This is a genomic window from Sphingomonas kyeonggiensis, assembly GCF_014196745.1.
GTDB classification, from domain to species: Bacteria; Pseudomonadota; Alphaproteobacteria; order Sphingomonadales; family Sphingomonadaceae; genus Sphingomonas; species Sphingomonas kyeonggiensis.
In genome coordinates, this window is record NZ_JACIEH010000005.1 from 220,560 (window position 1) to 233,807 (window position 13,248).

At 67.8% G+C, this 13,248-nt stretch carries 12 protein-coding genes; all 12 read right to left on the reverse strand.

Features of this window, described 5'->3' with window-relative positions; translation table 11 throughout:
- Positions 1-25: 25 nt before the first annotated feature.
- The 12 genes from GGR46_RS23900 to GGR46_RS23955 are packed head-to-tail and all read right to left on the reverse strand — an operon-like array spanning position 26 to position 13,247.
- Positions 26-991, reverse strand: coding sequence for a D-alanine--D-alanine ligase (locus tag GGR46_RS23900; RefSeq protein ID WP_184000587.1), 966 nt, complete (start codon positions 989-991; stop codon positions 26-28).
- Positions 958-1,884 (reverse strand): UDP-N-acetylmuramate dehydrogenase, encoded by a 927-nt coding sequence (gene murB / locus GGR46_RS23905; RefSeq protein WP_184000588.1) that lies wholly within the window; start codon positions 1,882-1,884, stop codon positions 958-960. Before murB ends, GGR46_RS23900 begins: the two co-directional genes overlap by 34 nt.
- The gene (locus GGR46_RS23910) at positions 1,857-2,051 is read right to left on the reverse strand and encodes a hypothetical protein (protein WP_184000589.1); all 195 of its coding nucleotides are present in this window, start codon (positions 2,049-2,051) and stop codon (positions 1,857-1,859) included. The genes murB and GGR46_RS23910 overlap by 28 nt, the downstream gene beginning before the upstream one ends.
- Positions 2,048-3,454: a UDP-N-acetylmuramate--L-alanine ligase gene (gene murC / locus GGR46_RS23915; RefSeq protein WP_184000590.1), complete on the reverse strand. Its 1,407-nt coding sequence runs from the start codon at positions 3,452-3,454 to the stop codon at positions 2,048-2,050. Before murC ends, GGR46_RS23910 begins: the two co-directional genes overlap by 4 nt.
- Positions 3,451-4,602 (reverse strand): undecaprenyldiphospho-muramoylpentapeptide beta-N-acetylglucosaminyltransferase, encoded by a 1,152-nt coding sequence (gene murG / locus GGR46_RS23920; protein ID WP_184000591.1) that lies wholly within the window; start codon positions 4,600-4,602, stop codon positions 3,451-3,453. Before murG ends, murC begins: the two co-directional genes overlap by 4 nt.
- Positions 4,599-5,828, reverse strand: a complete 1,230-nt coding sequence (locus tag GGR46_RS23925) for an FtsW/RodA/SpoVE family cell cycle protein (protein WP_184000592.1) — start codon at positions 5,826-5,828, stop codon at positions 4,599-4,601. The genes murG and GGR46_RS23925 overlap by 4 nt, the downstream gene beginning before the upstream one ends.
- Positions 5,825-7,114, reverse strand: coding sequence for a UDP-N-acetylmuramoyl-L-alanine--D-glutamate ligase (gene murD / locus GGR46_RS23930; protein WP_184000593.1), 1,290 nt, complete (start codon positions 7,112-7,114; stop codon positions 5,825-5,827). Before murD ends, GGR46_RS23925 begins: the two co-directional genes overlap by 4 nt.
- Complete coding sequence (gene mraY / locus GGR46_RS23935) at positions 7,111-8,181, reverse strand: phospho-N-acetylmuramoyl-pentapeptide-transferase (protein WP_184000594.1); 1,071 nt, start codon at positions 8,179-8,181, stop codon at positions 7,111-7,113. Before mraY ends, murD begins: the two co-directional genes overlap by 4 nt.
- A complete protein-coding gene (locus tag GGR46_RS23940) occupies positions 8,181-9,554 on the reverse strand; it encodes a UDP-N-acetylmuramoyl-tripeptide--D-alanyl-D-alanine ligase (RefSeq protein ID WP_184000595.1) in 1,374 nt (457 codons plus the stop codon). Before GGR46_RS23940 ends, mraY begins: the two co-directional genes overlap by 1 nt.
- Complete coding sequence (locus GGR46_RS23945; RefSeq protein WP_184000596.1) at positions 9,551-10,969, reverse strand: UDP-N-acetylmuramoyl-L-alanyl-D-glutamate--2,6-diaminopimelate ligase; 1,419 nt, start codon at positions 10,967-10,969, stop codon at positions 9,551-9,553. Before GGR46_RS23945 ends, GGR46_RS23940 begins: the two co-directional genes overlap by 4 nt.
- The gene (locus GGR46_RS23950) at positions 10,966-12,681 is read right to left on the reverse strand and encodes a peptidoglycan D,D-transpeptidase FtsI family protein (RefSeq protein ID WP_184000597.1); all 1,716 of its coding nucleotides are present in this window, start codon (positions 12,679-12,681) and stop codon (positions 10,966-10,968) included. Before GGR46_RS23950 ends, GGR46_RS23945 begins: the two co-directional genes overlap by 4 nt.
- Positions 12,678-13,247, reverse strand: a complete 570-nt coding sequence (locus GGR46_RS23955; RefSeq protein WP_184000598.1) for a hypothetical protein — start codon at positions 13,245-13,247, stop codon at positions 12,678-12,680. The genes GGR46_RS23950 and GGR46_RS23955 overlap by 4 nt, the downstream gene beginning before the upstream one ends.
- Position 13,248: the final 1 nt, after the last annotated feature.

The window sequence follows — 13,248 nt, forward strand, 5'->3', positions numbered from 1 at the left end:
GCCGTCCGACTGGAGGGCGCGCGGCTCATCCCTGGGCGTCCTCGCGCAGCGCTTCGTCGACGATGCGCTGGCAAAGCTCGGGATAGGAGATGCCGAGATGGCGCGCCTGCTCGGGCACCAGGCTGAGCGGCGTCATGCCCGGCTGGGTGTTCACCTCGAGCAGGAACAGCCCTTCCACGCCCAGTTCGTCATCCCAGCGGAAGTCGGAGCGCGAAGTGCCCTTGCAGCCGAGCAGCTTGTGCGATTCCAGCGCGATGCGCTTGCAGGCATCGGCGATCTCGTCGGGGATCTCGGCCGGGCAGACATGCTCGGTCAGGCCGTCGGTATATTTGGCGTCGTAGTCGTAGAAGCCGCTCTTGGGCTTCAGCTCGGTCACGCCCAGCGCTTCCCCCGCCAGTACCGCGGTGGTCAGCTCACGGCCGCGGATGAAGGGTTCGGCGAGCAGCTCGTCGAACTCCTGCCACGGGCCGGTTGACTCGGCCGCGATCGGATTGCCGTAATTGCCTTCCTTGGTGACGATCGCCACGCCGACCGACGAGCCTTCGTTGACGGGCTTCAGCACATAAGGGCGCGGCAGCGGATCGGCCTGGTGCAGCTCCTCGGTCTTCACCATCCGCCCGCCGGGCATCGGGATGCCGTGCGGCACCAGCGCCTGCTTGGTCAGTTGCTTGTCAATCGCGATCACCGAGGTGACCAGCCCGGAGTGCGTGTACTTCACGCCCATCAGGTCGAGCATGCCCTGCACCGTGCCGTCCTCGCCGGGCGTGCCGTGCAGCGCGTTGAACACCACGTCGGGCCTCGCCTCGGCGATCTTCAGGGCGACGTCGCGCCCCATGTCGATGCGCGTCACCCGGTGGCCCAGGCTCTCCAGCGCATCCGCGATACCCGCGCCCGACATCAGCGAGACCTCGCGCTCGGCCGACCATCCACCCATCAGTACGGCAACGTGCAGCGAATTCACTTGTCGACCCCTATCCGCTGGATTTCCCATTCCAGCTCGATCCCAGATTGCGCCTTCACCTTGGCACGGACTTCCTCGCCCAGCGCTTCGATGTCGACCGAGGAAGCATTGCCCAGATTGAGCAGGAAATTGCAGTGTTTTTCGCTGACCTGCGCATCGCCGCGTCGAAGCCCGCGGCAACCGGCATCGTCGACCAGCTTCCAGGCGCTATGGCCTTGCGGGTTCTTGAAGGTCGAGCCGCCGGTGCGCGACCTAAGCGGCTGCGAAGCCTCGCGTTCCGCCGCAATCCGGTCCATCTCGGCACCGATCTCGGCCTTGTCGCCCGGCGTGCCTTCGAACAGCGCCTCGACCACCACGGCGCCTTCGGGCAGCTCGGAATGGCGATAGGTGTAGCCCAGTCTGGCCGCCGGCCAGGTCTCCACCGTCCCGTTTCGAGTCACCAGCGTGATCTCGACCAGGATATTGCTGGTATCGCGGCCATAGGCGCCCGCGTTCATCCGCACCGCGCCGCCGACCGTGCCCGGAATCCCGCGCAGGAACTCGAGGCCGGCGATACCCGCATCGCGCGCGGCGCTCGCCACGGTGATCCCCATCGCAGCGCCACCGGCACGCACGCGGTTACCCGGCTCGATGCTGACCTTGGCCATCGCCTTGGGCAGCCGCACCACCACGCCCGGCACGCCACCGTCGCGCACGATCAGGTTCGAGCCGACGCCGACCGGCAACACCGGCACTTCGGGATCGAGCCCGGCCAGGAATGCCGCGAGGCTCTGCACGTCGTCGGGGCGCACCAGCCATTCGGCCGGGCCGCCGGTGCGGAACCAGATGAAGTCGGCAAGGCTGCCCTGATGCTCGATCGTGCCACGCAGCGGAGGCAGCGCGGTGCAGGGTGCGCTCACTTCCAGCCCCACATGCTCGACCATTGCTTCCAGGCATCGAGGTTCGCCTGGGCCGCCTTCTGCCCGGCCTGCTGGAACTTCATCACGTCGCGCCCGGCATCGAGCAGCTTCTGCGCCGCGTCCATCTGTGCCTGCTGGGCCTTGAGCAGGTCGCGCTGGACCTGCAGGCCGAGCGTGAACCAGTCGCTCATGCCCGGGCCTCCTCGATCGCCCCGGCCAGGTTCGCCGCCCATTTGGTGATGTCGCCCGCGCCCAGGCAGATGACCATGTCCTTGGGCTGGATCACGCCGGCGAGCGTCTTCGCCAGCGCGTCCTCGCTCTCGATCGCAGAGACGGCACGATGCCCGCGCCTCTGGACATTCTCGACCAGCGCCTCCGAGCTCACGCCCTCCAGCGGCAACTCGCCCGCGGCATAGACCGGGGTGACATAGACCATGTCGGCGTCGTTGAAGGCCTGGGCGAACTCGTCCATCAGGTTCTTGAGGCGGGTGAAGCGGTGCGGCTGCACCACGGCGATCACCCTGCCCTCGGCACTCTCGCGCGCCGCCGCCAGCACTGCGCGGATCTCGACCGGATGGTGACCGTAATCGTCGATGATCGTGACGCCACCCACTTCGCCGACCTTGGTGAACCGCCGCTTCACGCCGCCGAACTTGGCAAAGCCCTGCTGGATCGTCGCATCGGGAATGCCCAGCTCGAGCGCCACGCCGATCGCGGCGAGCGCGTTCTGGACATTGTGACGGCCCGGCATCGGCAGCTCGATCCCCTCGATAGAGCGCGTGCTGCCGTCGCGGCTGCGGATGATCGCCTCGAAGCGATTGCCCCCGTGATGCGGCACCACGTTGACGCCGCGCACGTCGGCGCTGGCAGCGAAGCCATAGGTGACGATCCGGCGGTCGCGGACGCGCGGGATGATCGCCTGCACCTCGGGATGGTCGAGGCACAGCAGCGCCGCGCCATAGAAGGGCACATTCTCGACGAACTCGACATAGGCGTCCTTCGCCTTGTCGAACGAGCCATAGTGATCGAGATGCTCGGGATCGATGTTGGTGACGATGGCATAGGTGCCGTCGAGCCGCAGGAAGCTGCCATCGCTCTCATCGGCCTCGACCACCATCCATTCGCTGTCGCCCAGGCGGGCGTTGGAGCCGTACTGGTTGATGATGCCGCCGTTGATCACGGTCGGGTCCACCCCGCCGGCATCGAGCAGCGCCGCGACCATCGAAGTCGTGGTCGTCTTCCCGTGGGTGCCGGCCACCGCGACGGTGGACTTGAGGCGCATCAGCTCGGCGAGCATCTCGGCGCGGCGCACCACGGGGATGCGGCGCTGATAGGCCGCCTCGACCTCGGGATTGGTGCGCACGATCGCGGTGGAGACCACCACCACCGCCGCGTCACCCAGATTCTCGGCATTGTGCCCGATCGTCACCGGGATGCCACGGCTGCGCAGCCCCTGCACGACGTAGCCCTCGGCCACGTCCGATCCCTGCACCGAATAGCCGAGATTGTGCATCACCTCGGCAATGCCCGACATGCCGATGCCGCCGATACCGACGAAATGGATGGTACCGATGTCCTTTGCGACACCCTTCATGCGAACGCTGGCCTTCCCTGCATGGAGATGCGCTGGCCCTTGATCGGGGCCTCGGGCGCATCGATGGATTCGACGAGATCGGCAAGGTCGCGCGTGGCGTTGGGACGGCCCACGCTGCGCGCCCGTGCCGCGGCATTTTCGAGCCCCTGGGTATCGAGCCCGAGCTTCTGGATCTGCTTGGCGAGCTCCGCCGCGGTGAAGCCCTTTTGCTGGATCGTCCGCGCGCCGCCCGCCGTGCTGATCTCGCGGGCATTGGCGGTCTGGTGATCGTCGGTCGAGGTCGGCAGCGGCACCAGGATCGCCGGGCGCCCCGCCGCGGTCAGCTCGGCGATGGTCGAGGCGCCGGCGCGGGCGATCACGATGTGCGACCAGGCCAGCGCGTCCGCCATGTCGGTGATATAGGTCGAGACGTCGGCGGGGATGCCATGCGCCTGATACTTGCCCCGCACCGTCTCGATATCCTCGACGCGGGCCTGGTGTGTCACTTGCAGGCGGCGGCGGAAATGGACGGGGAGCAGCGCGAGCCCATCGGGCACCACTTGGCTCAGCACGGTCGCACCCTGGCTGCCGCCGGTGACGAGCACGCGGAAGATGCCGTCCTCCTCGAGCAGCGGATAGGGCCGGCTGCGCAGCGCCAGCACCGCCTCCCGCACCGGATTGCCGACGAGATGCGTCTTGGCCTGCCAGCCGGGCTTCATCCGGTCGACCTGGTCATAGGAGGTCGCGATCGCATCGACCCGGTTCGCCACGAAGCGATTCACCCGGCCCAGCACGGCGTTCTGCTCATGGATGATGGTCGGCACGCCGGCGCCGAACGCGGCGAGCAGCGCGGGAAGCGCGGGATAGCCACCAAAGCCGATCACCGCCGAGGGCTGGAGTTCCTTGTAGAGCCGCAGCGCCATCGAGCGACCGGCCAGGATCTTGCCCGCCGCACGGATATAGCCGAGCGGCCCGCCGCCAAGGCGGCCCGCGGGCAGGACGTGCGTCTCGACGCCGTCGAACAGGCCCGGGAAGCGCACGCCGCGATCATCGCTGACCAGCGCAACGTGATGGCCCCGCTCGGCCAGCTCCGCGGCCAGTGCGGCAGCGGGCACCATATGCCCACCGGTGCCGCCGGCTGCGAGGACATAGCTACGGGAATTGGTCATGCGTTGCTCCAGCGGCCGGTATAGGGCGAGCGCTTCAGATACGGGTTTCGTCGCGTGAAGGCGAGAAGCAACCCATAGCCGATCGCCAGCGCGATCATCGACGATCCGCCATAGGAAATGAAGGGCAAGGTCATGCCCTTGGACGGGGCGATGCCGGTGTTCACCGCCATGTTGATCAGCGACTGCACGCCGAACTGCGCGGCAAGGCCGGCAGCGGCGAGCAGGCGAAAGGCGTCTTCCTCGTCGAGCAGCTTCATCAGCACGCGGACGACGATGGCAAGATAGAGCAAGGCGATCACCGCGCAGGCGATCAGCCCGAACTCCTCGCCGATCACCGAGAAGATATAGTCGGTATGCCCTTCCGGCAGGCGGAACTTCATCATGCCGTTGCCGGGACCGGTGCCGGTGAGGCCGCCCGCGGTCAGCGTGTCGTGCGCCATCTCAACCTGGTAGCGCTCGGCGAGCGCGGCATCCTTGGTGGGGAAGAGGAAGTTGTCGATGCGGGTGCGCGCGGTGCCGTAGAACAGATAGGCCGCGACCACGCCGGCCACCGCGGTGCCGCCCAGCCCGGCAATCGCCGCGGGGGAAATGCCCGAGATCATCAGCAGGATCAGCCACACGCTGCCGAACACGATCGTCTGGCCGAAGTCCGGCTGGAGCATCAGCAGCACGCCGATCAGCGCGGTGAGCGCGCCGGTGACGAACAGCACCGGCAGCTGCGGATCCTTCGCACGGAAGCTCAGCATCCAGGCGGTGGCGACGATGAAGAGAGGCTTCAGGAACTCGGAGGGTTGGAATTCCGAGATGCCGACGCCGATCCAGCGCTTGGCGCCATTCACCTCGTGCCCGACGATCGGCACCAGCGCGAGGCAGACGAGGAATATCGCCGCTCCGATCAGCGCCAGGCGGCGCGCGACCGTGACGGGCAGCATCGACACGGTGATCATCACCGGCACGCAGATGCAGACCCAGACCAGCTGGCGCCAGAAATAGTACATCGGTGCCATGATGTGGGTGGCGTCGGAATAGCGCCGCGCGGTGGCGGGAGATGCTGCGGCGACCGCAACCAGCCCGATCGCGATCAGCAGCAGCGCGAGCGTGAGCAGCACGCGATCGACTTCCCAGAACCACATGCCGGCGCGGGTCTTGCTCGCACGGCCGAGCTGTTGCTGGACACGACGGCGAACCTCGTTTCCAGCTTCCGGCACTTCCACGGTGTCGTTCATCCCAGCGCCTCCACCGCGTCGCGGAAGGCCTGGCCCCGGGCTTCGTAATCCTTGAACTGGTCGAACGACGCACAGGCCGGCGACAGCAGCACCACCTCGCCCGGCTGGGCATTGGCGGCGGCGGCCTTCACCGCAACGTCGAGCGTGCCCGATCGCTCGACCGGTATCTCGCCTTCGAGCAGCTTGGCGAACATCTCGCCGGCATCGCCGATCGTATAGGCCTTCACCACATGGGGAAAGCCGGGCCGGCAGGCGTCGAGATCGTCGGTCTTGGCCTTGCCGCCGAGGATCCAGTGGATCTTCGGATAGGCCGAGAGCGCCGGTGCGGTGGAGTCCGCGTTGGTCGCCTTGCTGTCGTTGACGAACAGCACGCCGTTCACCGTCTTCACCCGCTCCATGCGGTGCGGCAGGCCGGGGAAGCTGCGCAGCCCCTTGTCGATCGCAGCCTGGTCGATGCCGAGCGCCTGGCAGGAGGCGATCGCGGCGAGCGCGTTCTGGGCGTTGTGCGGCCCCTGCAGCGCCGGCCAGCGCGACTGGTCCATGCAGATGCCGGGCGCGATGCGGGTCAGATCCTCGCTGCGGCCGAAATCGGCGAGCCGGCGCGCGATATTGGCGCAAGTCTCGTCGCCGATGCCGATGATCGCCGCATGCCCCCTGGACTGCATCTCGAACAGCCGCACCTTGGATTCGGCATAAGCGTCGAACCCGGCATAGCGGTCGAGATGATCCGGCGTGATGTTGAGCAGCACCGCGACGTCGCAGTCGAGGCTGTGGGTCAGGTCGATCTGGTAGCTGCTGAGCTCGAGCACATAGACGCCGCCTGCGGGAAGCGGATCCTGCCCCAGGATCGGCAGCCCGATATTGCCGCCCATTCGCGTGGGAATGCCGGCGGTCTCGATGATGTGGTGGATCAGCGCCGTGGTGGTCGACTTGCCGTTGGTCCCGGTGATGCCGACCACGCGGTGCGCGGGCATCTCGGCGCGCGCCTCGGCGAACAGCTCGATGTCACCGATGACGGGCACGCCCGCTTCGGCCGCCTTCGCCGCGATCGGATGCGTGTTCAGCGGCACGCCCGGCGAAACGGCGACGCCCGCGAAACCGGTCAGGTCGATCTCCAGCGGGTCGGCAAGCGTCGCACCCTGCGCCTTGGAACGCGCCGCCTCGTTACTGTCCCATGCGGTAACTTCGGCGCCGCTCGCAACCAGCGCGTCGACCGTCGCCAGCCCCGAGCGCGCCAGCCCGAGCACCGCATAGCGTTTGCCGCGCCAGGTGGTGCCGGTGATCACCGCAGCTTGAGCGTCGCGAGGCCCGCCAGCGCCAGCACGAAGGCGATGATCCAGAAACGGATCACGACCGTGGGCTCCGACCAGCCGAGCTGTTCGAAATGGTGGTGGATCGGCGCCATGCGGAACACGCGCTTGCCGGTGCGCTTGAAGAAGAACACCTGGATGATGACGCTCAGCGCCTCCATCACGAACAGGCCGCCGATGATGCCGAGCACCAGCTCGTGGTGCGTGGTGACCGCGATCGTGCCGAGCGCGCCGCCCAGCGCCAGGCTGCCGGTATCGCCCATGAATACGGCCGCCGGGGGCGCGTTGAACCACAGGAAGGCCAGGCCCGCCCCCACCATCGCGCCGCAGAAGATCGCCAGGTCGCCGGCGCCGGGCACGTGCGGGATGCCGAGATAGACGGCGTAGATCTTGTTGCCGGCCAGGTACGCGATCAGCATGAACGCCATGCTGGCGATCACCACCGGCATCGTCGCCAGGCCGTCGAGCCCGTCGGTCAGGTTCACCGCATTGCCGAACGCGACGATCACGAAGGCGGCGAAGGCGATGTAGAAATAGCTGATGTTCGGGTGGAAATTGCTGAAGAAGGGCACGTAGAGTTCGGTGCCGTTCTGCGAGCAGATGATCGTCGCGGCGATGCCCGCGATGGCGAACTCGCCAATCAGCCGCACCTTGCCCGATACGCCCGCGGTCTTCTGCTTCCGCACCTTGTCGTAATCGTCGAGGAAGCCGATCATGCCGAAGCCGAAGGTGACGAACATGCAGGCCCACACATAGGGGTTGCGCAGGTCCATCCACAGCAGCAGCGAGAGCATGATACTGGTCAGGATCATCAGCCCGCCCATGGTCGGCGTGCCGCGCTTGGCCAGGTGGCTCTGCGGGCCGTCGGCGCGGATCGGCTGCCCCTTGCCCTGGCGGACGCGCAGCCAACCGATGAAGCGGGGCCCGATCAGCAGGCCGAGCAGCAGCGCCGTCGCCACCGCGCCGCCGGTGCGGAACGAGAGATAGCGGAAGAGATTGAAGACGCCGGGAAAGTCCAGCAGGTCCGCGATCCAGTACAACATCAGGCAGGTGCCCTTTCCGCCAACGCCGCGACCACCGACCCAAGCCGCACGCCGTTCGACCCTTTTATGAGAACTGCGTCCCCCGCCTGGAGCATGTCATCGAGCCTGCCCAGCGCGGTCGCCGCGTCGGGCACATGGACGAAATCGACCGCGCCCTCAAGCGCCTCTGCGAGCGGCGCCATCGCTTCACCGACGAGAATGACGGATTCAACGCCCGCGGCCTCGATCGGGCCCGACAATTCGGCGTGGAAGGCGGCCGAATGCTCGCCCAGCTCGCGCATCTCGCCGAGCACCGCCAGCTTGCGGCCCTTCTCCTGCGCCAGCACCGCCAGCGTCGCGCGCATCGAGGCGGGATTGGCGTTGTAGCTCTCGTCGATCACCAGCGCCTCGCCGCCGCGCACCGGCACGGTGAGCCGCGCCCCACGCCCGGCCAGCCCGCCGAGTTCCGCAAGCGCTAGGCCGGCCAGCTCGAGATCGGCGCCAACCGCGTCCACGGCGGCGAGGATCGCCATCGCGTTGGAGACCCAGTGCGCGCCCGGCTGCGACAAAGTGAAGCTCAGCTCGCGCTGGCCGAAGCGCGCCGTGACGAAGGTCCCACCGGTCCGCGTGCGCATCGTCTCGACCGCACGGTAATCGGCACCCTCCTGGAGGCCGAAGGTGACGATCTTCGCCGCATAGGGCTTCGCGGCGGCGATCAGCCGGTCGCGGTGCGGGCTGTCGAAGGGCACGATCGCAGTGCCGCCGGGCTCCAGCCCCTGGAAGATCTCGCCCTTGGCGTCGGCGATCGCCTCTTCATTGGCGAAGAAGCCCATATGCGCCGGCGCGATCGTGGTGACGATGGCGACGTGCGGGCGCACCAGCTTCGTCAACGCCGCCAACTCGCCGGCGTGGTTCATGCCCATCTCGAACACGCCGTAGCGGGTGTTCCGCGGCATGCGGGCGAGGCTGAGCGGCACGCCGGTATGGTTGTTGTAGCTCTTGACCGAGCGATGCGCCTCGCCCGGGGCGTTGCGCTCCAGCGCGGCGAACAGCGCTTCCTTGGTGCCGGTCTTGCCGACCGAACCGGTGACCCCGATCACCTTGCCCTGCATCCGCGCCCGCGCGGCGACGCCCAGCGCATCGAGCGCCGCGGTGGTGTCCGCCACCGTCACATGCGGATAGTCGGTAGCCTGCGAGACGACCGCCCCCGTCGCGCCCTGCGCGAAGGTCTGGTCGAGGAATTTGTGCCCGTCGGTGGTCTCGCCCTTCAGCGCGAGGAACAAGTCCCCTGTCCCCACTTCGCGCGAATCGAACGCGACGCCCGAGACTTCGAAATCGGCCGACGCGGTCCCGCCGGTCGCCTCCGCAATCTCCAAGGAAGTCCACAGCCTCACGCCGCGCTCTCCCGCGCCACGGTGACATCGTCGAAGGGCAGCACCATGTCGCCGACGATCTGGCCCTGCTCATGCCCCTTGCCGGCGATCAGCACGATGTCCTGGCTCTCGGCCATGTCGATCGCCGCCTTGATCGCATCGCGGCGCCCACCGATCTCGATCGCACCCGGCGCACCTTCGAGCACCTGGGCGCGGATCGCCGCCGGGTTCTCGGACCGCGGATTGTCGTCGGTGACGATCACCACGTCCGCGCCCGCCGTCGCCGCCTGCCCCATCGGCGCGCGCTTGCCGGTGTCGCGGTCGCCGCCGGCGCCGAACACGATGATCAGCCGCCCCTGGGTGTGGGGCTTGAGCGCCGCAATCGCCGCCTCGAGCGCATCGGGCGTGTGGGCATAGTCGACATAGACCGGCGCGCCGACCTTGGTGATCACCGCCCGCTCGAGCCGCCCACGCACCGGCTGCAGCCGGCTGAGGTCGCTAAGCGTCTGCGTCACGTCGCCGCCCGTCGCGATCACCAGCCCCGCCGCGACGAGCGCATTGGCGGCCTGGTACGCGCCGATCAGCGGCAAATTGACCTTGTGCGTCTTCCCCTCGGCTTCGATCACCAGCCCCTGGCCGAGCAGGGTCGGCTCGCGATCGATCAGCCGCAGCGTGCTGCCATGCTCGCCGACGGTGACCAGCCTGTTGCCCCGCTGCCGCGCCAGATCCTCGATCCGCAGCGCATTGGGATCGTCGGCCCACACCACCGCGGTGCCGCCGTCCAGGTCGAGCACATCGGCGAACAGGCGCATCTTGGCATGGAAATAGGTTTCCATGTCGCCATGATAGTCGAGGTGGTCGCGGCTGAGGTTGGTGAACGCCGCCGCCTTCACCGGCAGCCCCTCGGTCCGATATTGCGAGAGCCCGTGCGACGACGCCTCGAACGCGACATGGCTCACGCCCTCGCGCGCCAGCCCGGCGACATTGGAGAGGAAAGTGACGATATCGGGCGTGGTCAGCCCGGTGCTCACCGTGTCGTCGGCGGTGGTGACGCCCAAAGTGCCGATCGAGGCGGCATGGAAGCCGCGCATACGCCACAGCTGGCGCGTCATCTCGACGGTGGAGGTCTTGCCGTTGGTGCCCGTCACCGCCACCGCGGTTGCCGGGAACGGCGCGAAGAACTTCGCGGCCAGCCGGGCAAAGGTTTCGCGCGGAGCCTCCGAGGCGATGTGAAGCGCCCCCTCCACCTTCACGCTGGGACGCGCGACGATGGCCACGGCCCCCGCCTTCACTGCATCCGCGATGAAATCCTCGCCGTTGAAACGCGCCCCTTCGAACGCGCCGAAGATGGTGCCGGGTGCGACCTTGCGGTGGTCGATGGCAAATCCGGTGACGACGGCGTCCCCCCCGCCCTCCGTCAGCGCGCCAAGTTTCATTCGGGATCCTTCTTGTCGGCGTCCGGCCCCGCCCAGATCAGCGGAAGCAGTTCACGCTCGTCGATATCGCGGTTCGCATCCGGCACCACCCCGAGCAGCGAGCCGGTACGGCTCACCACCCGCGCCACCACGGGCGCCACCGTCCAGGCGGCGGTCGTGCGATAGACGCCGATCGAGGGGTTGGATTTGGGCGAATCGAGCATTGCGATCATGACATAGCGCGGTGCGTCGATGGGGAAAGCCGCCGCGAAGGTGGAAACGTTGCGACTCTTGTCATAACCACCGCCGGCGGCCGCTTCCGCGGTGCCGGTCTTGCCGCCAATGCGGAAGCCGGGCGCCTCGCCCTTTCGGCCGGTGCCCTTGAGCACGATCAGCCGGAGCAGCTGGCGCATCCGGTCGCTGGTCTCCTGCTTGAGCACGCGCTTGCCCTGGGGAGGATGCGCGGGATCGACCTTGCGCAGCGTCGCTGCATGCAGGATCCCGCCATTCACCATCGCGGCATAGGCGGTAGCGAGATGCAGTGGCGTCACCGCAATGCCGTGGCCGTAAGCGGTCGTCATCACCGTGATCCGGCCCCAGCTCACCGGCCAGAGCGGCTTGGCGCCGCCATCCAGCTCGATCTTCGGGCGCTGGTCGAACTCGAAACGGCGGAAGATCTCCTGCATCTTCTCCGCGCCCAGCTCGTCGGCGATGCGCGCGGTCGCTATGTTCGAGGAATAGATCAGCGTTTCCGGGATGTTGAGCCAGCGGAACTGCTCGTCGCCCGGATCGTCGTGGATCTTGAAGCGGCCCACCTGCAGCGGCACGGTCGCATCGAAGCGGCGCGCCATCGAAGTGATGGTGCCCGTGTCGATCGCCGCGGCCACCGCGATCGGCTTGAAGGTCGAGCCGAGCTCGTAGACGCTCTGCGTCACGTTGTTGCGCGGTGGCGGACCATCGATCGCATTGGGATTGAAGGCCGGCAGCGAAGTCATTGCAATCACTTCGCCGGTCTGCACGTCGAGGATCACGCCCGCGGCGCCGCGCGCCTGCAGCTGGTTCATCGCCGTGCCCAGCTCGTTCTCCAGCGCCGCCTGCACCCGCAGGTCGAGCGACAGCGCCACCGGCTGGCCGCGCTTGGCCGGGTCGCTCAGCTGCGCGTCGAGCACCCGCTCCATGCCGTAGCGGCCATGGCCGGTGCTATCGATATAGCCGAGCACGTGCGCAGCCAGGCTGGACTGCGGATAAAGGCGATCGTTCTCGCGCTGAAACTCGATCGCCGGCTGGCCCAGCGCATTCACCTGGCTGACCAGTTCGGGCATCGCCCGGCGCTTGAGATAGGCGAAGCCACTGCCCGAACGGAGGATCGCGAAATATTTCTCGGCGCTCTGGTCCGGGATCAGCGCGGCGAGCTTCTGCGCCAGCTCGGCCTTGTCGCCGATCACCTGGTTGGGATGGATCGCGATGGTCCAGCTGTCGATCGAGCGCGCCAGCGGGGCGCCGCGGCGATCGGTGATGTCGCCGCGCGGCGGCACCAGGCTGGTCGCGATCTCGCGCGCCGTTGCCGGCTCGGCCCAGACCGCAAGGAACGCCAGCTTTCCGATCACCACCAGCATGCCGAACCCGAACAGGATCGACAGGATCATCAGCCGCACCTGGGCGGTGGCGACAAGCGCCTGCCGGGCATCGCCCGTACGGCCCTTGCGGGCCGGCGGGGCGACGACGACGATCAACGGAGTGCCAGCTTCTCGCGCTGGGCAAGCTTCTTCAGGTCGTCGATAGTCGAGGTGCTGAGCACACCCTTGTCGGCCATCGCCACCCGCTTGTCAGCCTTCTTCATGAGGTCGTGAAGTTCCCGGTCCTGCTGCGCCACGCTCTTGCCCGAAACCGGTTGAACCGGCGCGGGCGCCGCCTGCACCGGTGCCACGGCCGCCGTCGCTACCGCTGCGACAGGCTGAGCCGCAACCGCGCCGGTCGGAACGATCAGCGAAGCGTTCTGGATCTGCGCGGGCTGGTCCAGGCTGGCCAGCGCAGTCTCGTTCGCCAGATACTGCCCCGAAGTCGGCGCCGCAAGCGCCAGCACGTCGCCATTCCAGCGCTCGATCTGGGCCAGGTTGGCGCGGGTCTGGAACTCGGTCTCCAGCCCGCGGATATCCTTCTGCGCCTGGAGGATCGCGCCCTTCATCGCGTTGAGCTTGGCCTGCTCGGCCGCGCCGTGCGAATTGACCATGTAGCATGCCGGCGCCACGACAACGGCGCAGAGGAGCCACCCCAGTCCCTTGAAGCTCTGAATCGCCATC